Annotated in this window: 18 protein-coding genes; 13 read left to right on the top strand and 5 right to left on the bottom strand. The window is 31.1% G+C overall.

The window, feature by feature from the left end; all coding sequences use genetic code 11:
* Positions 1 to 45: 45 nt before the first annotated feature.
* Both AC5EAH_RS01105 and AC5EAH_RS01100 read right to left on the bottom strand, forming a co-directional pair.
* Complete coding sequence (locus tag AC5EAH_RS01105; RefSeq protein ID WP_493492900.1) at positions 46 to 1,521, bottom strand: glycoside hydrolase family 32 protein; 1,476 nt, start codon at positions 1,519 to 1,521, stop codon at positions 46 to 48.
* Between the two features lie 48 nt (positions 1,522 to 1,569).
* Positions 1,570 to 3,054: a sucrose-specific PTS transporter subunit IIBC gene (locus tag AC5EAH_RS01100; RefSeq protein ID WP_493492899.1), complete on the bottom strand. Its 1,485-nt coding sequence runs from the start codon at positions 3,052 to 3,054 to the stop codon at positions 1,570 to 1,572.
* 166 nt (positions 3,055 to 3,220) lie between these two features.
* Between AC5EAH_RS01100 and AC5EAH_RS01095 the strand changes: the two genes are divergently transcribed.
* From AC5EAH_RS01095 to cydC, 10 genes are all read left to right on the top strand, one after another.
* Entirely contained in the window at positions 3,221 to 4,216 is a 996-nt protein-coding gene (locus tag AC5EAH_RS01095) for a LacI family DNA-binding transcriptional regulator (protein WP_493492898.1), read from the top strand.
* A gap of 1 nt (position 4,217) precedes the next feature.
* On the top strand, positions 4,218 to 5,171 hold the full coding sequence (locus AC5EAH_RS01090; RefSeq protein ID WP_493492897.1) for a carbohydrate kinase family protein: 954 nt from the start codon (positions 4,218 to 4,220) through the stop codon (positions 5,169 to 5,171).
* A gap of 1 nt (position 5,172) precedes the next feature.
* The gene (locus tag AC5EAH_RS01085; RefSeq protein WP_493492896.1) at positions 5,173 to 5,925 is read left to right on the top strand and encodes a metallophosphoesterase family protein; all 753 of its coding nucleotides are present in this window, start codon (positions 5,173 to 5,175) and stop codon (positions 5,923 to 5,925) included.
* Positions 5,926 to 6,118: 193 nt separating this feature from the next.
* On the top strand, positions 6,119 to 6,385 hold the full coding sequence (locus AC5EAH_RS01080; protein ID WP_493492895.1) for a phosphocarrier protein HPr: 267 nt from the start codon (positions 6,119 to 6,121) through the stop codon (positions 6,383 to 6,385).
* Position 6,386: 1 nt separating this feature from the next.
* Positions 6,387 to 8,105 carry a phosphoenolpyruvate--protein phosphotransferase gene (ptsP, locus tag AC5EAH_RS01075; protein WP_493492952.1) on the top strand — a complete coding sequence of 573 codons (1,719 nt, stop codon included), beginning with the start codon at positions 6,387 to 6,389 and terminating at the stop codon, positions 8,103 to 8,105.
* Positions 8,106 to 8,219: 114 nt separating this feature from the next.
* Positions 8,220 to 9,542, top strand: a complete 1,323-nt coding sequence (locus tag AC5EAH_RS01070) for an MFS transporter (RefSeq protein WP_493492894.1) — start codon at positions 8,220 to 8,222, stop codon at positions 9,540 to 9,542.
* A 201-nt stretch (positions 9,543 to 9,743) separates the two neighbouring features.
* Positions 9,744 to 11,135 (top strand): cytochrome ubiquinol oxidase subunit I, encoded by a 1,392-nt coding sequence (locus AC5EAH_RS01065; protein WP_493492893.1) that lies wholly within the window; start codon positions 9,744 to 9,746, stop codon positions 11,133 to 11,135.
* 1 nt (position 11,136) lies between these two features.
* Complete coding sequence (gene cydB, locus AC5EAH_RS01060) at positions 11,137 to 12,159, top strand: cytochrome d ubiquinol oxidase subunit II (protein ID WP_493492892.1); 1,023 nt, start codon at positions 11,137 to 11,139, stop codon at positions 12,157 to 12,159.
* A gap of 3 nt (positions 12,160 to 12,162) precedes the next feature.
* Entirely contained in the window at positions 12,163 to 13,887 is a 1,725-nt protein-coding gene (gene cydD, locus AC5EAH_RS01055; RefSeq protein ID WP_493492891.1) for a thiol reductant ABC exporter subunit CydD, read from the top strand.
* Positions 13,877 to 15,583 (top strand): thiol reductant ABC exporter subunit CydC, encoded by a 1,707-nt coding sequence (gene cydC, locus AC5EAH_RS01050; protein ID WP_493492890.1) that lies wholly within the window; start codon positions 13,877 to 13,879, stop codon positions 15,581 to 15,583. Before cydD ends, cydC begins: the two co-directional genes overlap by 11 nt.
* 39 nt (positions 15,584 to 15,622) lie before the next feature.
* Here the strand turns inward: cydC and AC5EAH_RS01045 are convergent, their stop codons facing one another.
* From AC5EAH_RS01045 to AC5EAH_RS01035, 3 genes are read right to left on the bottom strand one after another with little or no spacing between them, the layout of a single operon-like run.
* A complete protein-coding gene (locus AC5EAH_RS01045; protein WP_493492889.1) occupies positions 15,623 to 16,480 on the bottom strand; it encodes an RluA family pseudouridine synthase in 858 nt (285 codons plus the stop codon).
* A 9-nt stretch (positions 16,481 to 16,489) separates the two neighbouring features.
* Complete coding sequence (locus AC5EAH_RS01040; protein WP_493492888.1) at positions 16,490 to 17,044, bottom strand: thioredoxin domain-containing protein; 555 nt, start codon at positions 17,042 to 17,044, stop codon at positions 16,490 to 16,492.
* Positions 17,034 to 17,945, bottom strand: coding sequence for a cation diffusion facilitator family transporter (locus tag AC5EAH_RS01035; RefSeq protein WP_493492887.1), 912 nt, complete (start codon positions 17,943 to 17,945; stop codon positions 17,034 to 17,036). The genes AC5EAH_RS01040 and AC5EAH_RS01035 overlap by 11 nt, the downstream gene beginning before the upstream one ends.
* Positions 17,946 to 18,181: 236 nt before the next feature.
* Between AC5EAH_RS01035 and AC5EAH_RS01030 the strand changes: the two genes are divergently transcribed.
* The 3 genes from AC5EAH_RS01030 to AC5EAH_RS01020 form a co-directional block, all read left to right on the top strand.
* Positions 18,182 to 21,181, top strand: a complete 3,000-nt coding sequence (locus AC5EAH_RS01030; RefSeq protein ID WP_493492886.1) for a type I restriction endonuclease subunit R, EcoR124 family — start codon at positions 18,182 to 18,184, stop codon at positions 21,179 to 21,181.
* A gap of 15 nt (positions 21,182 to 21,196) precedes the next feature.
* On the top strand, positions 21,197 to 22,795 hold the full coding sequence (locus AC5EAH_RS01025; RefSeq protein ID WP_493492885.1) for a type I restriction-modification system subunit M: 1,599 nt from the start codon (positions 21,197 to 21,199) through the stop codon (positions 22,793 to 22,795).
* Positions 22,792 to 23,389 (top strand): restriction endonuclease subunit S (locus AC5EAH_RS01020; RefSeq protein WP_493492884.1); only part of this gene is annotated, 598 nt, incomplete at its 3' end. The genes AC5EAH_RS01025 and AC5EAH_RS01020, both read left to right, overlap by 4 nt.

Raw genomic sequence — 23,389 nt, 5'->3', positions numbered from 1 at the left:
TTTTAAATAATTACATAGTGGTGTTTTTAGTCGCTTAATGAGATATTAATCATTTTGATTATTGAACGATTGTAAATCATAAATCGTATAGTCAAAATGAGCTGTACCATTATGGCTATATAATCTTAATTCAGATTGATTGTCGAGTGGAAAGACACGTGAAGTCGCTACAGCATCACCATCACCTACGAAAATTTCAATAGAAGAATGATCTACGAAAATACGACATGCTGTAATTGCATGTGGCCAGTTGATATGGCGTGTTGTGCCATATTGTTCATTAATCGGTGTTTGTGACTGATGACGGTCGATAATTAATTGTGACTGGTCAACACTTAATATTAATTCACAATGTTGTCCGTTGGCAAAAAATTGAATGCCTGCTTGTTGACAGTGCTGATGATCAATCGTTATTTCTAATTCATAAGCCTGTTTATGGTGTGCAATAGATAAATTGTCATCTGTTATAGTGACTTGGTCACGATGTTGATTTTGTCTTAATGATGTTAAAGAGGCAATTGGAAATTGTTTTAATTGATTATTAATTACACGCAATTCTCGTGGTAATGTTAAACAGTGAGCCCATCCTTCATTATCTGTTGGATAATGTAATTCTGGTAAGCCTAACCAAGCAATTAATATTCGTTTTCCATCAGGTGTATTAGTTGTTTGTGGGGCATAAAAATCAAAACCAAAATCTAATTCTTGAAAATCTTGATGTTGAAAATGAGTATCTGGCAACGTTAACTGATTCCCAATTAAATAACCACTTTGATAAATATTGGGGTACTGTGACAAGCCTTGTGGTGAAAAAATAAATACACCATAATGATCTAATTCAAAATAATCAGGGCATTCCCACATATAACCGAAATTATGAGGTAATTGTGTATGTAATTCATCAAGTAGATGCCAATTGTTACCAGTCGTTGATTGATAAATTAATGCTGTACCAGTTAAATCTCGACGCTGTGCACCAACAATCATGTAATAATGCTGATGAGATTGCCAAACAATAGGATCACGAAAATGTGAGGTGTAACCTTCAGGTTGCTGCCTAATTAAAGGTTGTATATTATCAACAAATTGTCCCTCTTTAGTTAACAGAGTTTCAGCTTGTACACTATGGCGTTGACCATCTTCGTCTCGATGATTTCCAGTATAATACAAATGAAGGTGATCATTAATAACATACCCACCACCAGAATAAACGCCGTGAGAAGAAAAACTATCATTAGGACTTAAAGCTAAACCTTGATAGTGCCAAGTTGCTAAATCTGTCGATGTCACATGATACCAATGTTTTAAACCGTGAACAGGGCCAGCTGGAAACCATTGAAAAAATAAATGATACTGCCCATTAAAATAACAAAAGCCATTAGGATCATTTAATAAACCGTAAGGTGGTTGAATATGATAATTAAAACGCCATAAACCGGGATTCTCTTGTAAGTTTTGAATTTTTTTGTTAATGCTATGCCAATCAATTGGTGCATAACGCATTTCAGTTGTCCAATTCATAAGTTGTCTCCTTATAAATGAAGAGGTGACAGATCGTCACCTCTTTACTTAATTTTCAGTGTTCAATTTACTATTTTTTGAAAAGATAAAAGTTAAAATAAAAGCAGTGCTACAAGCTAATGCCATACCAATACCATAGTTTAACCATTGCCCATTTTCAATAGAAATGAAACCTGGCAATGCAGCAGCACCTAAAGTTATTGCATGTACTTTCGTTAAACCGATATATGCAGCACCTACAGCGGCACCAATAATGGCAGCATAAAATGGATATTTTAATTTTAAATTAACACCAAACATCGCCGGTTCTGTAATACCTAAAACAGCTGATAAACCAGCAGCTGATGCTAAACCTTTTGTTTTAGCGTCTTTACTTGTAAATAATGTTGCGAATGTTGCACCACCTTGTGCCATATTACTCATGGCTGCAATTGGAAAAATAAATGTCCAACCATTCGTAGCGATAAGTTGTGTTTCAATAGCAATAAATGATTGATGCATACCAGTAATAACAATAGGTGCATAAAAGAAACCGAAAATACCGGCACCAATAAACCCACCATGCGTATATAGCCATTCTAAACCTGTACCTAAAGCTGTACCCGCTTCACGTAGAACTGGTCCCATACCAGCAAAAGTGATAAAACCAGTAATAAATAATGATAATAAAGGTGTTGTTAAATTATCTAACCAAGAAGGTGTGATTTTACGTAAGTTTTTTTCGATAATTGATAATAAGTAACTAGCAGCTAAAACTGGTAAAACAGTACCTTGATAAGCTACTTTTTCAATGTTCAATCCAAAAATGTGCCAATAATTCAATGATGTGACACTTTGTAAACCATTAACGACTTGACCTTGTGCATTAATGATATTTGTTACAGGCTCTGTTAATGTATGTGTTAATGTATCTAATTTACCATACACATAGAAATTCATTAAAGCTGGATGTACCATTAACATGGCTAATGCAGCCCCTAAATAAGGATTACCACCAAAACGTTTAGTAGCTGAAAATCCAATTAATACAGGTAAAAAAACAAAGGGTGCATTCGCAAAAGTATCAATCATACTATATAAATCAGCATATTGTGGATAAGCTTCAATAATTGATTGACCGTCAACAAATAAATCTTTAGCTGTTAATAAATTACCTAATCCCATTAATAAACCACCTGCAACAATTGCGGGAATAATAGGCACAAAAATTTCACTTAACATTTTAACGAAACGTTGTAATAAATTACCTTTTGGTGTGTTAGTTGTAGGGGTAGGTTGTTTAGATGAATCTAATAATTTTGCAAATTCACTGTAAACATTATTTACTAAACCAGCACCAATAATAATTTGATATTGACCATTTGCTAAGAAAGTACCTTTGACAGCAGACATCGTATCTAATTCCGTCTGATTAATTTTACTTTCATCAGCTAAATTAATACGTAAACGTGTCGAACAATGTGCAGCATTAACGATATTTTCTTTACCGCCTAATGCTTGTAAAATTTCTTTTGATACTTTTTTAAAATTCATTGTAATCCTCCTAAAATAAATATAAAATGTGGTATTGATTCCACAATGATTATAGTCCTTGTTATAAATGTTTGTCAATATCAAAATCATGAAACGAGTTGAAAGCTATTGACCACTTAATAAAATAATTATAAAATTAATGTGGGAATGGTTTTAGGAGGATATTATGTCAAAAATTACGATACAAGAAGTTGCTAAATTAGCCAATGTTTCGAAAAGTACCGTATCTCGATATTTGAATCATGGCTATGTTAGCGATGAAGTCAAAAAAAAATTAGAAAAAGTCATTAAGCAAACGGGCTATCAACCGAATAGACAAGCACAATTATTAAAATCGAAAGCCACTAGACAAATTGGAATTATTTTTCCGAGATTAGATTCGTATGCTTCAACTCAAACCATTATGGGCATTGATAGTTATTTAAAATCTCAAAAATATGAAGCTATTATGATTAATACCTTTGAACAATCGACTAATGAATTAGAAGCAATAAATACATTAATTAATAATAATGTTGAGGGTATTATTTTTTTACCGAGTACTTTTACAAGTCAACATATTGAAAGACTAAAAGATAAAACGATTCCAATCGTATTAGTTGGACAAGAACATAAACATTTAACATCTATTGTTTATAATGATTATGAGGTAAGTCAACGTTTAGCTCAATTATTACGTGACAAAGGTCATCAAAAAATTTGGTATATAGGTGTGGATGAAAGTGATTTTTCAGTAGGTGTCGAACGTAAAAGAGGTATTATTGACGTATTTGGTCGAGATTATGTCACGGTGATAAAAACCACTTTTGATAAAGAAATTGCGGTTGGATTAATGACTGAAAAATTAACTGCAACGACTGAATTACCTAGTGCTATCGTTTGTGCAACAGATAATATTGCTTTAGGTGTTAAACGTGCATTACATCTTCGTGGGATTAAATGCCCAGAACAAATATCAGTGACCGGTTTTGGTGGTTATGATTATATGAAATTTACAGTGCCGGCACTGACAACCGTTGAAATACCTTTTAGAAAAACAGGTGAATTTGCAGCTAAAACAATATTAGAACTCATTTCACAACAGATTGTTCCGATTAAACAAGTCATTGATTGTGAAATTTATCTAGGTGAAACATTAAGTTATAAACAAAAGGAGAATTAATATGAAAAAATTTGTCGCTTTTGGTGAAGCCTTAGTTGACTTTATACCATTAGAACAACGAAATAGCTTTGAACAATGCCCAGGTGGTGCGCCGGCTAATGTTGCGGTAGGTGTGGCTTTACAACAATTGCCAGCAATGTTTATTGGGAAATTAGGTGCTGATGTTATTGGTGATTTTGTCATCACTAGTTTGCAAAAGTATGGTGTAATGACGCAATATGTCCGTCAAACAACTGATTATAATACTAATGTCGTGTTTGTTACTTTAGACGAACATAAACAAAGACAATTTAATTTTTTTGTTGCTGATAGTGCAGATAAGCATTTTCAGATAACAGATTTTGAACTAACTGTATTTCAAGATATTGGTATTTTTCATTTTGGGTCTATTTCATTAGCAGATGAACCAATTAGAAGTTCACTATTATATGCTATTGAACAAACGAAACAACAAGGTGGTTTGATTTCATTTGACCCTAATATTCGTATGGCTTTTTGGAAAAGCGAACAACGCTTACAAGAAGAAATTATCGCTCGATTATCACAAGTCGATATTCTTAAAATTTCAGATGATGAAATTACGTATTTAAGTCAACAATCAACGATTGAAAAAGCTATTGAATGGTTAAAACAATTTAATATTCCATTAGTGGCAGTTACTTTAGGTGATAAAGGTGCCTATTTAATTTATAATGATGAGCTACATTATTTTAAAGGAATTACTTCTAATCAATTGATAGATACGACTGGTGCAGGAGATGCTTTTATGTCAGGCTTAATTACTGGTGTGATGTTATTAAATAAATCATTATTAACAATGACAACACAAGACATTAATTACATTGGACAATTAGCTAATCATGCTGGTGCTTTAGCTACAACAGCAGCAGGTGCGATGACAGCATTACCAACTAAGCAACAATTAGTAGAAAAAGGATTGCGCAAGGAGGAGTAAAATGAAATTTGCAGTTTTAACAGATATTCACGGTAATATTGATGCATTAAATGCCGTTTTAAATGATATTGATCAACGAAATGATATCACACATATTTATAATTTAGGTGATTTGATTGGCTTCGGTCCCTTTACAAATGAAGTATTAGCACGTGTATTTGCTAGAGATGATATGACCATTATTTCTGGTAATCATGATGAAGCGGTAGTGGCTTTAATTGATCAATTACCTTATCCGCAGTCGATTGCTCATTTACAACCACATCATGAATGGATAGTTCAACATCTTGATCAACAATATTTACCACGATTACGTACCTTACCGAGAATTATTGATAAAATGATTGAAGGTAAACGTATTTATATGACACATTATCATATTGCTAATCAAAAATTACATCAACCGATCGGTAACGAACCATTTAGTGCAATTCAAACACATGATAATACAACTATTAAAACATTATTCAATGATATAGGACCAGTGGATTTGGTATTATTTGGCCATCATCACCCACAACAATATTATACAAATGAACAGACTATTTATTGTAATCCATCGTCAGTAGGTTGTCAGTCAAGCGGTATCGCACCTTATGCGATTGTTGATATTACGGCAACTGAAATAAAGATTGAAAATATTCATGTGCCATATGATGACAAACCATTTTTAGCAGCATTTGAAAAACACAATGTACCACTTACAGAATTAATTTTTGAAAAATTCTTAATGAGAACGCAAAAAAATAATTAAAAATGAAAAAAAGTGAAAACAAACCATATCAAGGCTTTTAAACTATTACAGCGAAATAAAGAAAAAAAGTCATTTATTTCATTTTAAAATAGTTGAAACAATCGCTTTCATGTGTTAGAGTTATTTATGTAAAGTCCACCGTTTTATAGACTTTCAATATAATATATTACTTCTAAAAGGAGAGAAAATAATCATGGCAAACAAAAAATTTATTATCGTAGACGAAACAGGTATTCACGCACGTCCAGCAACTTTATTAGTTCAAACAGCATCTAAATTTGAATCTGATATTACTTTAGAGTTCAATGGTCGTAGTGTTAACTTAAAATCAATCATGGGTGTTATGTCTTTAGGTGTTGGCAAAGATGCAGAAATCGTTATTGCAGCAGAAGGTGCAGACGCAGATGCAGCATTAACAGCATTAGAAGAAACATTAACTAAAGAAGGGTTGATTGGTTAAAATGACAAAAGCGCTAACAGGTATTGCTGCATCACAAGGTATTGCAATAGCAAAAGCATATTTATTAGTTGAACCAGATTTAACAGTAAAAGAAACAAAAATTTCAGATGTAGCTGCAGAACAAGCGCGTTTTGAAGAGGCAGTCGCAACTTCTAAGAAAGAATTAGAAGCAATTAAAGTGCATGCTGAAAAATCATTAGGCTCAGACAAAGCAGCAATTTTTGAAGCACATTTATTAATTTTACAAGATCCAGATTTAATTGGCGCAATTTCACAAGATATTGAAAATAAAGAAATTAATGCAGAAGCTGCATTAAAAGAAACATCTCAAATGTTTATTTCTATGTTTGAAAATATGGATAATGAATATATGCGTGAACGTGCTGCTGATATTCGTGATGTATCTAAGCGTGTATTATCGCATTTATTAGGTGTGACATTGCCAAATCCAAGTTTAATTGATGAAGAAGTTGTAGTTATTGCTGAAGATTTAACACCTTCAGATACGGCACAATTAAATCGTCAATTTGTTAAAGGTTTTGCAACGAATATTGGTGGACGTACATCACACTCAGCAATTATGGCGCGTTCATTAGAAATTCCAGCAGTAGTAGGTACAGGTTCAATTGTTGAAACTGTTAAACACGGTGATTTAATTATAGTTGATGGTTTAGATGGTAATGTATTTATCAATCCAGATGAAGCAACGATTGCTGAATACCGTCAAAAAGCTGATGAATTTGCAGCTAAAAAAGTTGAATGGGCAAAATTAGTAAATGAAAAAACATTAACTAAAGATGGTGTTCATGTTGATTTAGCAGCAAATATCGGTACACCTAATGATTTAGTAGGTGTTATTGAAAATGGTGCAGAAGCAATTGGTTTATACCGTACAGAATTTTTATACATGGGTCGTGACTCATTCCCAACAGAAGAAGAGCAATTCGAATCATATAAAGCTGTATTAGAAGGTGTTAAAGGTAAACCAGTTGTTGTACGTACATTAGATATCGGTGGAGATAAACATTTACCATACTTAGATTTACCTGAAGAAATGAATCCATTCTTAGGGTATCGTGCTATTCGTTTATGTTTAGTAGAACAAGATATGTTCCGTACACAATTACGTGCTTTATTACGTGCGTCAGCATTCGGTGAATTATGTATCATGTTCCCAATGATTGCAACAATTCAAGAATTCCGTCAAGCAAAAGCACTATTATTAGAAGAAAAAGCAAAACTTCAAGCAGAAGGCGTAACAGTTTCAGAAGATATTCAAGTAGGTATCATGGTAGAAATTCCAGCTACTGCAGTATTAGCTGATATGTTTGCTAAAGAAGTTGATTTCTTCTCAATTGGTACAAATGATTTAATTCAATATACGTTTGCAGCAGATCGTATGAGTGAACGTGTATCATATTTATATCAACCATATAATCCAGCAATTTTACGTTTAGTTAAAAATGTAATTGATGCTTCTCATAAAGAGGGTAAATGGACAGGTATGTGTGGTGAGATGGCCGGTGATTCATTAGCTATACCATTATTATTAGGTTTAGGTTTAGATGAATTTTCTATGTCAGCTACATCAATTTTACAAGCACGTTCACAATTAAAAGGTTTATCTAAAGCAGATATGGAAGCATTAGCTGAAAAAGCCTTACAATGTGCAACAACTGAAGAAGTTTTAGCTTTAGTTGAAGCTGCAACATCAAAATAATTAATTAAAGTCCTATGAAGCATTATTAGATGTTTCATAGGATTTTTGTAGATAATCATTATTTTGTTTGGTATAATTAGATATCCAAAATAATAAGGAGGATCTATTGAAATGATGTCTTTTGAACAGGGACGAACGACAAAGCAATTGTTATTATCATTACCTATATTCGCGTGGATTGTTTTTGACTTAACATTAACAGCTTATTCATCTAATGTAGTAACGATATTTTTTCCAAGATATATTACTGAAGTATTAGGTACAGAAGGTAATATGGCTAATATAGGAAGTACAGTTATTTCTTTTGCTAATAGTTTGACAAGTTTATTATTTGTATTATTTTCGCCATTATATGGTATTTGGATAGATAATAGTGGTAGAAGAAAACGTTTCATCGTATTCTTTTTATTGATAACAATTATTAGTGTAACGATGCTAGGATTAGTAGGTGGTGTAACGAGTACACATCTTATTTATGGTTTACCTAGTACTGTTTTCATCATGATTTTATTATTTGTTATTAGTAAATTTAGTTATACGTCAATTAATGTTTTTTATGATTCGATATTACCAACATTAGGTAATCGTCGAGAAATTCCATTAATATCAGGCTTTGGTATAGGGAGTGGGTATATAGGTACTATTTTATCATTATTAGTGATTAATTATTTCATAGGTGATCAAAGTGCTTATCATGCATTTATACCCATTGCGATATTATTAATAGTATCGTCAATGCCTTTAATTTTATTTTATAAAGACCCTGCAATGACAGCTAAACAAAAACAACAAGCACATGCATTTAGTGTTAAATTAGGTTATCAAGAAATATTTAAGACATTTAAAGAAATGAAACAATATCGTCAATTATTTTTATTTATGGCAGCTTATTTTTTTATTAATGATGCTTTACAAACAGCAATTGCGATGATGAGTAATTATGCGATAACAGTGGTGGGGATGTCTAATCAAATTTTTCAATTTGTTTATATTTGTGCAACATTATTTGCTATCGTAGGTGCTTATGCTTTTGGATATATTACGAGACGTATTGGTGCCAAAAATTCATTAACGATTATTACTGTAATTTTATTAATTGCGTTAATTTTAGCAGCCTTGCCATTACATAAATATGCCTTTTTCTGTGCAGCTTCTTTATTTGGTATAGCGCTAGGATCAACTTGGGTAGCGAGTCGTACTTTAATTATTGAATTATCACCTGAAGATAAACAAGGTCGCTTTTTCGGTTTATTTGCTTTTTCTGGTAAAGTATCAGCAATTGTAGGACCTTTTATTTATGGTATGATTACTTTACTTTTTAAAGATTATGGTACACTAGCAAGTCGATTAGCTATAGGTAGTTTATTTATTATGGCTATAATTGGCTTATATTTTCATTCAAAAGTTAAAATATCGCAATCAAATGAAGCTGAATAATCAATGATAATATAATGTCAATGAATAAATTGTGAAAATAGCACTCCATTTGTGTCAAAAATATGAACAAAGAGGGGCAAAATGACAAAAAGATAGTATAAATTAGAATTAGTATAGTGAAAAAATAAAAATAATAGCTTAAAATATAAAAGAACAGGTTACTGTGTAAAATTTTATTTAAGAAAGGGAGCTGGTTTAATTATGTTAGATCAACTAATTTTAGCACGTTTACAGTTTGCATCAACAACTGTATTCCACTTTTTCTTTGTACCAGTTACCATTGGAATGACGTTTTTATTAGCGATTTTAGAGACATTCTATGTTCGCACAGGTGATGAAGATTACAAAAAAGGGGTTAAATTCTTTAGCCACTTATTCTTAGTTAACTTCGCAATCGGTGTTGTAACAGGTATTCTTCAAGAATTCCAATTTGGTATGAACTGGTCAGAGTATTCTCGATTTGTAGGGGATGTATTCGGTCCATCATTAGCAGTTGAAGCATTATTAGCATTCTTCTTAGAATCAACATTTATTGGTTTCTGGGTTTTTGGATGGGATAAATTGCCTAAAAAACTTCACTGTATGAGTATTTGGTTAGTCGCAATTGGTACATGTTTATCTGCTTTTTGGATATTAACAGCTAACTCATTTATGCAACATCCAGTAGGTTTTGAAATTGTAGATGGTCGTGCAAGAATGACAGATTTCTGGGCGATTATTACAAACGAATATGTATGGCATCAATTTCCACACGTTGTCGCATCAGCATGGGCAACAGGTGCATTTATTATAGCAGGTATTTCTGCTTGGAAAATTTATAAAAATCACGAAGTACGTGTGTTTACGAAAATTTTCAAACCAGCTATCGTAGTATGTTTACTTTCATCATTAGGTGTATTAGCAGTTGGACATACACAAGCACAATATTTAATTAAAGAATATCCAATGAAGATGGCGGCAGCTGAAGCACAATGGCAAGATTCAGGTGATTCAGCACCATTTACAATTTTAGCAACAAATATTGATCAAGAAAAACATGTTACTGAAGGGGAATTACAAGTTCCTGGTGTGTTAAGTTTCTTAGCTTACGATAAATTCGAAGGTAAAGTTAAAGGGATTGAAACAGTTGCAAAAGAAATGGAAGCTAAATATGGTAAACAATTTAATTTAACAGCTGAAGACTTTATTCCAAACGTACCATTAATGTTCTGGAGTTTCCGTTTAATGGCTGGTATAGGTACAGCAATGTTTATTGCTTCATTATTAGGTACTTATTTCGCTTTCCGTAATAAAGTACATCAAGTAAAATGGTTCCAATTATTAATGTCAGCAACAATCGTATTCCCGATTTTAGCTAACTCATTTGGTTGGATTATGACTGAAATTGGTCGTCAACCATTTATCATTTTTGGTGTAATGCCTACAGCTTCGGGTGTATCAGTGTCAGTATCAGCAGAAAGTGTCTTATTCTCATTGATTACATTCTGTAGTTTATATGGTATTTTAGGAATTATTCAAATTGTGTTATGGACACGTATGGCAAAACATGATCATACAGCAATTATTCCATTAGAATTAAAGGAGGCCAAATAATATGTTCGGATTATCATTAGGAGACATTTGGTATGTCCTGATTACAGTGTTATTCACAGGTTTCTTTGTTTTAGAAGGTTATGATTATGGTGTCGGTGTATTAGCAAGATTTTTAGGTAAAACAGATGAAGAACGTCGAATTTATTTAAATACGATTGGACCATTTTGGGATGCCAATGAAGTTTGGTTACTAACAGCAGGTGGTGCCATGTTTGCAGCATTTCCAGCTTGGTATGCTTCAATGTTTAGTGGTTTTTACATTGCTTTAGTATTAATGTTAGTTGCATTAATTTTACGTGGTGTGTCATTTGAATTCCGTGGTAAAATTGATCACCCAACATGGAAAAACACATGGGATTGGGCAGCAACAATTGGTAGTGGTTTAGCTGCAATTCTTTGGGGTGTAGCTGTTGCTAATTTAATGACAGGTATTCAATTAGGTGAAAATCATTTAATGCAAGGTTCATTCTTTACATTATTAACACCGTTTACTATTTTAGGTGGTGTGATGATGTTACTAATTATGTTAACACATGGTGCGCAATTCATTATTTTACGTACAACAGGTGAATTAAGAGAACGTGCACAAAACTTAACATATAAATTAGTACCTATAACAATTATTGCAATGTTAGTTTTTGCTTTATGGGCTTTATTTACAACAGATATTTTTACAAATCATGGTGTATTTTGGTTCGCATTACCAGTGTTTGCAGTAATTACAATGGCTAGTTCATTATTCTTTAACAAACAAAATAAAGATGGTTCTGCATTTGCAATGACAGCTTTAACTTTAGTATTTTTAGTTATTTCTGTATTTGTAGGTATGTTCCCACGTGTACTAATTAGTTCACTAGATCCTAAATTTTCATTGACGATTGCCCAAGCAGCATCTGGTGATTATACATTAACATTAATGACAGTAATTTCATTAACTTTATTACCATTTGTATTAGGTTACACAGTATGGTCTTACTATGTATTCCGTCAACGTATTTCAACACCAGATCAATTAGAGTATTAATTAATGACAAAGAGAAGAAAAGGGCTTCCCAATTATCCAGGAAGTCAACAACTTTACTTAACTCTTGGAATATTAACAATGATAGAAGCGGCTTGTATAATCATGCAAGCCGTCTTTTTATCTAAGACCATTGTTATTTTTTTTGAGAAACAACCATTAAACAATAGTTATTTACCATTAACTTTATTTTTAGTTGGTTTTGTAGGACGACATATTTTTCAGCAAATAGGTTTATATTTAACTGAACGTTTTTCAATGAGGACAGAGCAAGAATTACGTCGTCGTTTAATTCATGCTTACTTAAATTTAGGACCACATTTTACTGTGACAGAAGGTACAGGAAAACTAGTGACTTTAGCTATTGAAGGCTTAACAAAAGTGAAAGCCTACTTTGAATTATCTATTCCTAAAATGATTCGTTCAATGATTGTACCAACAGCTGTGATTTTAACAATGGCGTATTATAATTTATTTTCTGCCATCATTGCAGTCATTATGATTCCAATTATTGTATTATTTATGATTTTATTAGGTTTAACAGCACAAGCCTTAGCAGATAAACAGTATGATACTTATCGACAATTATCAAATCATTTTGTAGATACTTTAAAAGGTTTAGAAACATTAAAATTTTTAGGACGTTCTAAAAATTATGATGAGGAAATTGCACAAACTAGTGAATCTTATCGTAAAGCAACAGTTAAAACATTGTCGATGGCTTTCACCTCATCATTTGCATTAGATTTCTTTACAACTATTGCCATTGCATTTGTTGCTTTAAATCTTGGTGTGAAATTAATAGATGGTGATATACATTTGTATCCAGCATTAACGATTTTAATAATGATTCCAGAATTTTTCTTGCCGATTAAACAAGCAGGTGCAGATTATCATGCAACATTGGATGGGCAAGTAGCTTTGAACGAAGTAGAACAAATTATTCATCAATTAGATGATTTACCACATCTTGAACAACATCAGCAATTACAACAAATTGAGCAGATTAAATTAAATCAGATAGATTATTGTATAGATGATGCACAATTATTAACGAATATTGATTTAACGATTAAAGCTGGTGAACATCTCGCTTTAGTAGGTGCTAGTGGTGCAGGTAAATCTACTTTAATTCAGTTAATCGCAGGTTATACTGTGCCAACATCTGGAAATTTTGAAGTGAATGATCAAATGATGCCACATTTATTACGTAGTGATTGGTTGCAACACGTAGCTTATATTCCACAACAACCTTATATTTTTCCATTATCGTTAAAAGATAATATTTTATTTTATCAACCTGATGCATCAATCGAGCAAGTGATACAAGTCATTGAACAAGTTGGTTTATCTGCATTAGTTGCTAAATTACCACAAGGCATGGAGACATTAATTGGTGATGGCGGTCAACATTTAAGTGGTGGACAAGAACAACGTATTGCAATTGCACGTGCGATGTTGAGTCCTAAATCAATTATTATTTTAGATGAGCCAACAGCACATTTAGATATAGAAACAGAGTTTGAAATTAAACAAAATTTATTAACTTTATTTAAAAATCGTACAGTAATTTTGGCAACACATCGTTTACATTGGTTAAAAGATATGTCGAGAGTAGTCATTTTAGAGCAAGGTAAGATAATAACTGATGATAGTTACAATAATTTAAAAGGTGCAGGTATTTTAGATGAGTTAAATAAAAAAGTAGGAGGTCATACAGATGCTAGATAAATTGATTATTAATCAAATAAAATCACATAAAAAATATATGGCAGCAGCTGTATTACTAGGATTTTTTGGTTTAGCTTGTGGTGCTGCATTAATGTATACTTCAGGATTTTTAATTTCTAAATCAGCTTTGCAACCTGAAAATATTATGTTAGTTTACGTACCAATTGTCTTAACACGTGCTTTTGCTATAGGTCAAGCCGCATTTTTATATTTACAACGTATTGTTGGACATGATTTAGTATTACGTATTATTGCTAAAATGAGAGTTAATTTATATCGAACTTTAGAACCTGCTGCATTACGTTTTAAAGCAAAATATAAAGTAGGTGATTTGTTAGGTTTGCTATCTGAAGATATCGAACATTTACAAAATTTATATTTAAAAACTATTTTTCCATATTTAACTTCATTATTGCTGTATGTCATTTTTGTTGTCGTGATTGGTCACTTCACTTGGCAATTTGCTTTATTAGCTACATTACTTTTACTATTTGTTGTTATCGTTATTCCAATAATTTCTTTATTTAAATTATCATCTTATTTTATTGCTGTAAAAAATAGTAAAAATCAATTATATCAATTATTCACAGATACAGTCTTTGGTATTACAGATATTATGGCTAGTGGGCGTCAACAAGCAACGATGAAGCAATATCAACACTATGAAAATAAAATGCTAGTTGCTGAAAGTAAAAGTAAAATCATTATTCATATTAGAGAAATTATTTTATCTATTTTTGGTGGTTTGTTAGTTATCATTATTTTACTATGGACAGGTCAAGCTGTTCAAAATGGTCAACTATCTAAAGTATTAATTGCTGCTTTTGCATTAATGACTTTATCTATTGTTAATAGTTTATTGCCAACTTCACAATCATTAGAGCACAAACCTTCTTATGATAGCTCAATAGTTCGTATTAATAATGTTGAACGTTATACAGAACAATTTGAGCATGAGGTAGAATCATCACAAATCAGTCGTGATTATATTGATATTCATGATATGGCTTTTAGTTATCAAGATACAATGATTTTTAAAAATTTTTCATTAACTATTAGTCGTGGTCAAAAAATCGCTTTATTAGGACGTAGTGGTGCAGGAAAATCTACTTTAGTTAAAATTTTAACTGGAACTTATCCAGTTAAATCCGGCGTTGTGATGATAGATGGTCAAGTTTGTGATGAACAATCTCTTGGTAACAAAGTCGCAGTATTAAACCAAAAACCACATTTATTTGATAAAACCGTTTTAGAGAATATTGTTTTAGGTGTAGATGATTATACCGAAGCACAAGTATGGGAAGTTTTAGAACAAGTACAATTAAAAGATTTAATTGCTTCACTACCACAACAGTTAAACACACCAATGTATGAGATGGGTCAACGTTTTTCAGGTGGTGAACGTCAACGTATTGCCTTTGCACGTACTTTATTACAGAAAACACCGATATTAATATTAGATGAACCTACAATTGGTTTAGATCCAGCTACAGAACGAAAATTATTATCAATGTTTTTTGAACTTTCACAAGATAAAACAGTGATATGGGTTACGCATCATTTGAATGCCATTGAACAAATGGATAGAATTGTATTTATTGCAGATGGTCAAGTTGAAATGGATGATACCCCACAAGCTTTATATGATACAAATAATAAATATCGTAGATTATACGATATGGATAGATTAATATAAAAAATAGCGTGACACCTTAAAGAAGCTGTCACGCTATTTTTATTTTAATAAACGATCTTGATATGAAAATGTAATTGGTGTTTGAGCGGAAATCATTTTTAAAGTAATTGGATGTACAAAATCAATTTTATAACTAATTAATTTTAATTCAACACCACGTGGTAATGGATTATATAATCTATCACCGACAATTGGATGACCAATATGAGATAAATGGACCCTAATTTGATGTGTTCGACCAGTTTCTAATTCTAATTCGATAATTGAATATTTACCATTATTATCTACTTTAACAATGTGCGTAATCGCTTCTTGTCCTTTATAATCTGAAACACGTCTTTTATTGGCAAAACTCCTGTCTTTACCTATAGGGGCATTAATCGTCATTGTTTCTTCAATAATACCATCTACCATCGCTAAATAAGTTCTTTTAATTTTTCTTTCAGCTAACATATAATCTAAAATAGCTTTCATATATGAATTTTTAGCAATTAAAATGACACCAGAAGTATCTTTATCTAAACGATGCACAGGTTCTAAATAATCACAATTACATTGATCAATTAAATAATTTAACAATGTATCATGCTCATCAGGTTCATTAGGATGTGTTTTCATACCATAAGGTTTAACAACAATTAGGCAATCATTATCTTCATACAATACGTCAATAAATTTACTAGCATTAGGTTGATAAGATGACTTGATATCTGTTACAGGTAAAGTTAGGAAATCATCAGTTTGTAATGAATAAGAAAAAGGAACAACTTGATCATTAATAGTAATAGTTTTATCCATTCTCAATTGATGTATTGTTTTTCTTGGTAAATGTAAAACATCTCTTAAAAATGCTTCTAAAGACAAATCTTTAAAATCTTTATTAATTGTAATATACATAAATACTCCTTATTTAGTAGGGTTTGTTAAAAATTGTTGCATCTCTTCTTTACTATGTGTACCAATCATTTTATTTTTGATGATACCGTCTTGATAATACACAATAACCGGTGTTGAAGTAATACCTTGATTACTTGAAAAGTCAGGATATTCTAAAACATTCAATTGTTTAACATCGACTTTTAGTTGTTTCGCTAAAGGAACTAAAATCGGTGCTTCGATACGACAATGTGTACAAGTCGGTGACCAGTATTGTACAAAACCTGTACCTTTGTTATCTATAAATGCTTGTAAGTCAGTTGCTGTAATTTGATTTTGATAATATTCATCAGATAGTAATTGATAAGATAAATCATTAACACTATCTTTATTTTTATCTGTGTAAGGTTGGTAAGTACTTTCTTTTTTATTTTTGTCTGCTAAGGCCTTGTTTAGTGACATATCAGGCAATTGTGAAGTGATTTTTTCTGGTGTTGTTTCTTTAGATTGCGTGTTATACCAAAATAATGCACCTAAAGCGACAATAATGATAGTCAAAATAATATAAAATAATTTATTTTTCATTGATAGATTCTCCTTGATAGTTAAATTTTTCTGAAGGTTCTAAATGAACCAATGTTTCGATTGTTTGAAATTCGTTTTGCAGTGCTTGTTCAATATTAACAGTAATATCATGACTTTGAATAACATTAAGATACGGATTAACTGTAACTGTCACATCAATAAAATGCATTAAACCATGTGTACGTCCTTTAATCGCTTTTATATCAATAACCTCATCAATACTAGATACAATATAAGTAACTTTATCTATCGTTGCCGTATCAATACCATCAGTTAAAATATGTGTTGCTTCTAAAAAGATTTTAATTGCAGTATAACTAATAATACAACCTAAAATAATCGCAGTAATAATATCAGCGTAACTAAAGCCTAACCAAGTAAAAATAATCCCTAATAATGTACCTAATGATACGAGTGCATCACTTAAATTATCAAAAGCAGCAGCTTTTAATGACGGACTACCTATTTTTTGTGCCAGTCTTTTATTATAAAGAAAAACAAGATACATACAAAGTGCTGAAATTGTCGCAACAATTGCACTTAATAATGACGGCTGTTCTACATTATAAAAAATAATTTTTTTAATCGCATAAAAAACAACTTGAATTCCTGCATAAAGCATAATAAAAGCAGCAATTAAGCTAGAAATTAATTCTGCTCTAAAATGACCATATAAGTGATCGTGATCAGCAGGTTTTTTAGAAATTTTTAAACCAATCAAGACACAAATAGAAGCCATAACATCAGTCGCATTATTAATACCATCAGCAAATAAACCTGACGAAGCATAAAAATAACCGATAAACAATTTGAAACTAGACAAAATTAAATAAGCAATAATGCTAATACGTGCACCTTTTTCTGCTTGCCGAATATTATCATATATAAGTTGATTGGACATTATACACAACCTTTCATTATCATATAAAATATAAGTATAAACTTACTACCCCAACAATACAAGTAATTATCTGTAATGTCATATTTTTGTGATAATAAAATAAAGTTAAGTAATTTAAATATTTTTATTAAAGTAAAGTAAGAAAGTTATTAATTATGGTATAATTAACAAGTATTTATTGAATTTAGACTTACGATATAATAAAGTGACAGTTTTAAATAAGGAAGGTTAGATAAATGAGTATTAATTATACAAGTGAAGAAGAAATTGAAAAACAATTAATTGATCAGTTAACAAGTGGCAAAAGTCAATGGGACTATCGTAAAGACTTAAAAACAGAAGAAGCTTTATGGCAAAATTTCTTTGATATATTAGAAAAAAATAATCAAAGTATATTAAATGATTGTCTTTTAACAAAGCAAGAAAAACAACAAATCATTAATCAATTAAATTTTAATAATTACTATGATGCTGCTAAATGGTTAGTGGGAGAACGTGGTATTGCTAAAGTAGAAGTTCAGAGAGAAGATGCTAAATTAGGAACTATAAGATTAGAAGTATTATGGCGTGATAATATTGCCGGAGGTAAGTCTAGTTATGAAGTAGTTAACCAAGTGGTTCGTAAAGATGTGACTGGTAAAGATAGAGATAGACGTTTAGATGTGACATTATTAATAAATGGCTTACCGATGATTCATATTGAATTAAAAAATCGTTCACAAAGCTTTATGGATGCTTTTAGACAAATTAAAAAATATGATGATGAAGGTAAATTCCGAGGTATATATTCAACATTACAAATGTTTGTAGTCTCTAATGCAAATGAAACACGTTATATTGCAGCGGCAAGAGCGACAAAAATTAACGACCAATTTTTAATAAAATGGGTAGATGAACATAATCAACCACAAATTTGTTTAAATGATTTTGCAGAAGAAGTTTTATCAATTCCACGAGCACATCAAATGGTAATGCAATATTCAGTTATTGATGAAAATCGAAAAGCATTAATGTTATTACGTCCATATCAAATTCACGCAATTGAAGCGATTAAAAAAGCAAGTAACATGCAACAATCTGGTTATGTTTGGCATACGACAGGAAGCGGTAAAACATTAACGAGTTATAAAGTGGCACGTAATTTATTACAGGTACCTGCAATTGAAAAAACAATTTTTGTAGTTGATAGAAAAGATTTAGATGAACAAACAACGTCTACTTTTTTATCTTATGCTAATAACGATATTATTGATATAGATCAAACTGATAATACGCATAGTTTAGTTAAATGTTTATATACGAGTGATAAACGTGTAGTTGTCACAACCATTCAAAAAATTCATCGTATGATGAAACAATTTGCAGATGGCAAATATGAAAGAGAACAAAAAAGAATTAAATCACTTAAGATTGCTTTTGTCGTTGATGAATGTCATCGCGCTGTATCGCCCCAACGTCAACGAGCAGTTCAACAATTTTTTATACATTCTTTATGGTATGGTTTTACAGGCACACCAATATTTAGTGAAAATAAACGTGAACAATTAGGAGATTTAGCACAAACAACTGAAGAACAGTATGGTCAAAGATTACATCAGTATACAGTTAAAGAAGCCATACATGATCGAGCAGTATTAGGTTTTCAGCCAGAATACAAGACAACTATTATTAATGATATAGAAGAAGAAAAAATTGATGATACTATTTATGAAAATGAAGAACACTTACTAGCTGTTATTGATTCAATTATTAATCATTCGCATCGTAAACTAGGTTTTCAAAAAGGTGTCGGTCAAACGTATAATGCTTTATTAACGGTTAAAAGTATTGCAATTGCACAAAAATATTATGAATTATTTAAACAAGTAAAAACTAATCAATCACCAATAAAAATTAGTGAAAAAACAAAACGAGTGTTACCAGACTTCCCTAAAATTGCTATTACTTATTCAATTAGCGAAAATGAAGAAGCCAGCTTAGATAATCAAAAATATATGCAACAAGCAATTGAAGATTATAATAATGAATTTGATTGTAATTTTTCATTAGCGAATATTGATGCTTATAATAGAGATGTTAATGAGCGACTAGCACGTAAAAGTGATAAGTATAAAAAAAGAAGTGAACAATTAGATTTAGTAATTGTTGTTAATAGATTATTGACCGGCTTTGACGCACCATGTTTATCAACATTATTTATCGATCGTAAGCCAATGAAATCACAAGATTTGATTCAAGCATTTAGCCGAACAAATAGACTATATGATAAAAGTAAAGCTTATGGACAAATTGTTACTTTCCAAACACCTAATCTATTTAAAGAAGCTGTTGATAATGCACTACGTTTATATTCAAATGGTGGCGAAAATTATGTTTTAGCACCAAGTTGGGAAGAAGAACGTGCTTTGTTTGATGATAAAGTTAAAGCACTGAAACAAATTGCTGCTACACCATCAGAAGTGCCAGACATCATATCAGCAACAACTGAAGAATTACAACGATTTGCCAAAGCATATCAAGAATTTGATAGATACTTTGCGTCTATTCAAGTCTATTCTGAATATGATCAAGATGATGTCTTAGATGGTGTTGGATTAACTATGACAAGCATTGAAACTTATGCAGGTCATTATGAAAATGTAATTGAAGAATTGAAAAATCGCCGAGAAGGAAAAGAGGAAGATGATGAAATAGAAATAGATATTTTTTATGAGTTATCTTCTGTGCATACAGATGAAATTAATTACAATTATATTTTATCATTAATTCAAACATATTTATCAAATGATAATCAGGTCATAACTCAACCTTCAGAAAAAGATAAAAAAGTAATATCAGATTACATTACAGATTTAAGTAAAACAAATGAAGTATTAGCACATTTAATTGATACGCTATGGTTAGAAATACAATTAGGCGGTAATACATTCCGTGGACAGTCAATTAATTATTTATTAGAACAAAAAATTGAAGAACAAATTGAACAACAAGTGAAAAAATTTGCTGATGAATGGTTTGTGGGGTATAAAGAATTACTCTTTGTGGCAAAAAATTATAAAGAGAATGCGGTAAAACAAAATGGTGAATCAGAATTAATGGATTCACGAAATTATAGTGCTTACAAAGCACATCATCAAGATAAAGCATATAGCTCATTAGTATACAGAAAAGAATTTAAGCAAGCCTACATAAATATGATTAAAAATAAAATTGTACCACTTTTAACTAAAAGATAATGAAGGAGATATATAATGACACAATCAGATAATTCACAAGCACTATATCAAGCATTATGGAATAGTGCAGATATTTTACGTTCTAAAATGGACGCCAATGAATATAAATCTTATTTATTAGGAATAATTTTTTATAAATATCTATCAGATAAAATGCTATTTTATGTAGCTGATGTCATGGAACAACCAACAAATGACTTATCAGAAGCACAAAATATTTATTTAGATACTTATAATGATGAGGCAACTCAAGAAGATTTAATCACCGTATTGAAAGAAGAAGTGAGTTATGTTATTGAACCACATTTAACATTTACTGCGTTAGTGAATCAAGTAAATGTAGGTGAGTTTCAATTAGAATCTTTAGCACAAGGCTTTAGAAATATTGAGCAATCCAATGAAACATTCGAAAACTTATTTGAAGATATTGATTTGTATTCAAAAAAATTAGGTGCAACACCTCAAAAACAAAATCAAACTATTTCTTCAATTATGAAAGAATTAGCAGAACTAAATATTGCAAGACATGATGGTGATGTATTAGGTGATGCTTATGAATATTTAATTGGACAATTTGCCAGTGATTCAGGTAAAAAAGCAGGAGAATTTTACACACCACAACCAGTAGCACAATTAATGACACAAATTGTATTGCATGGTAAAGAAAATAAAAAAGGTTTTACCATTTATGATGCCACGATGGGTTCAGGTTCGTTATTGTTAAACGCTAAAAAATATAGTAATGAAAAAGGTACAATCTCATATTACGGTCAAGAATTGAATACATCAACCTATAATTTAGCACGTATGAATATGATGTTACATGGTGTTGCAGTTGAAAATCAATATTTACACAATGCAGACACATTAGATCAAGACTGGCCAACAGAAGAACCGACCGATTTTGATGGCGTTTTAATGAATCCACCGTATTCAGCAAAATGGACAGCAGCATCAGGCTTCTTACAAGATCCAAGATTTTCATCTTTTGGCGTTTTAGCACCAAAGTCAAAAGCAGATTTTGCATTTTTATTACACGGTTATTATCATTTGAAACAATCAAGTGGTGTAATGGCCATTGTATTACCTCATGGTGTACTTTTTAGAGGTGCTTCAGAAGGAAAAATTAGACAACGATTATTAGAAGAGGGTGCCATTGACACAGTCATAGGTATGCCAGCTAATATTTTCTTTAATACGAGCATCCCAACAACAGTCATTATTTTGAAGAAAAATAGAACACAGCGTGATGTATTATTTATTGATGCTTCAAAAGAATTTGACAAAGGTAAAAATCAAAATACGATGACAGCACAACATATTCAAAAGATTTTAGATGCTTATATCAGTCGTCAAGACATTGAAAAATTTGCTCATGTTGCAAGTTTTGAAGAAATCAAAGAGAATGATTATAATCTAAATATTCCACGTTATGTTGATACATTTGAAGAAGAAGAACCCATCGATATTGTTGCAGTTAGTAAAGAAATCCAAGAAATCAACAAAGAAATTAAACAAGCAGAAAATGAATTTTTATCCATGTTAGATGAATTAGCCATCACACCAGAAACTAAAGATTTAATCGAAGCAACGAAAGGAGTTTTCCGCTCATGATGAAGAAAAACGCACCAGAACTTCGATTCAAAGGATTTATTGACGATTGGGAACAGCGTAAGTTTTCAGATATAATTGATTTCTCAGTTCCAAATAATACTCTATCTCGTGTTAATTTGAATTATGATTTTGGAGAAATTAAAAATATTCATTATGGTGATATTTTAATTAAATTTGATTCAATTGTTGACATTAATAATAAAATTATTCCCTATATAACTAATGGGAAAGTTAAAGATTTCACATCTCATCTTCTTAATAATGGTGATATTATTTTAGCAGATACTGCTGAAGATACAACAACAGGTAAAGCCATTGAAATTACTGGTATTAAACAAAACTGTTATGTAGTATCAGGTCTCCATACAATGGTAGGACGTCCAAATATTAAATTTGCTTCAAAATTTTTAGGGTATTATCTAAACTCGTTATACTATAGAAAACAATTATTAAAATTAATGCAAGGTATCAAAGTGCTTTCTTTAAGTAAACCTAATGTTGCTAAAACTAATATTAAATTTCCTAAAAATATAAAAGAACAAAAACAGATAGGTATATTTTTAAATACTTTAGACAATCTCATCACTCTTCATC

Source organism: Staphylococcus sp. B1(2026) (genome assembly GCF_058895785.1).
Note: the sequence above shows the minus strand (reverse complement) of the source record. Positions and strands in the feature narration are given on the sequence as shown.

What these genes read in the sequence shown, in the direction of transcription:
- AC5EAH_RS01095 (WP_493492898.1), top strand. Translation starts at nt 3,221, where the DNA reads ATGTCAAAAATTACGATACAAGAAGTTGCTAAATTAGCCAATGTTTCG.
- AC5EAH_RS01025 (WP_493492885.1), top strand. Translation starts at nt 21,197, where the DNA reads ATGACACAATCAGATAATTCACAAGCACTATATCAAGCATTATGGAAT.
- AC5EAH_RS01040 (WP_493492888.1), bottom strand. Translation starts at nt 17,044, where the DNA reads ATGAAAAATAAATTATTTTATATTATTTTGACTATCATTATTGTCGCT.
- AC5EAH_RS01100 (WP_493492899.1), bottom strand. Translation starts at nt 3,054, where the DNA reads ATGAATTTTAAAAAAGTATCAAAAGAAATTTTACAAGCATTAGGCGGT.
- AC5EAH_RS01105 (WP_493492900.1), bottom strand. Translation starts at nt 1,521, where the DNA reads ATGAATTGGACAACTGAAATGCGTTATGCACCAATTGATTGGCATAGC.
- AC5EAH_RS01030 (WP_493492886.1), top strand. Translation starts at nt 18,182, where the DNA reads ATGAGTATTAATTATACAAGTGAAGAAGAAATTGAAAAACAATTAATT.
- AC5EAH_RS01090 (WP_493492897.1), top strand. Translation starts at nt 4,218, where the DNA reads ATGAAAAAATTTGTCGCTTTTGGTGAAGCCTTAGTTGACTTTATACCA.
- ptsP (WP_493492952.1), top strand. Translation starts at nt 6,387, where the DNA reads ATGACAAAAGCGCTAACAGGTATTGCTGCATCACAAGGTATTGCAATA.
- AC5EAH_RS01065 (WP_493492893.1), top strand. Translation starts at nt 9,744, where the DNA reads ATGTTAGATCAACTAATTTTAGCACGTTTACAGTTTGCATCAACAACT.
- cydC (WP_493492890.1), top strand. Translation starts at nt 13,877, where the DNA reads ATGCTAGATAAATTGATTATTAATCAAATAAAATCACATAAAAAATAT.
- cydB (WP_493492892.1), top strand. Translation starts at nt 11,137, where the DNA reads ATGTTCGGATTATCATTAGGAGACATTTGGTATGTCCTGATTACAGTG.
- cydD (WP_493492891.1), top strand. Translation starts at nt 12,163, where the DNA reads ATGACAAAGAGAAGAAAAGGGCTTCCCAATTATCCAGGAAGTCAACAA.
- AC5EAH_RS01070 (WP_493492894.1), top strand. Translation starts at nt 8,220, where the DNA reads ATGTCTTTTGAACAGGGACGAACGACAAAGCAATTGTTATTATCATTA.
- AC5EAH_RS01035 (WP_493492887.1), bottom strand. Translation starts at nt 17,945, where the DNA reads ATGTCCAATCAACTTATATATGATAATATTCGGCAAGCAGAAAAAGGT.
- AC5EAH_RS01045 (WP_493492889.1), bottom strand. Translation starts at nt 16,480, where the DNA reads ATGTATATTACAATTAATAAAGATTTTAAAGATTTGTCTTTAGAAGCA.
- AC5EAH_RS01080 (WP_493492895.1), top strand. Translation starts at nt 6,119, where the DNA reads ATGGCAAACAAAAAATTTATTATCGTAGACGAAACAGGTATTCACGCA.
- AC5EAH_RS01085 (WP_493492896.1), top strand. Translation starts at nt 5,173, where the DNA reads ATGAAATTTGCAGTTTTAACAGATATTCACGGTAATATTGATGCATTA.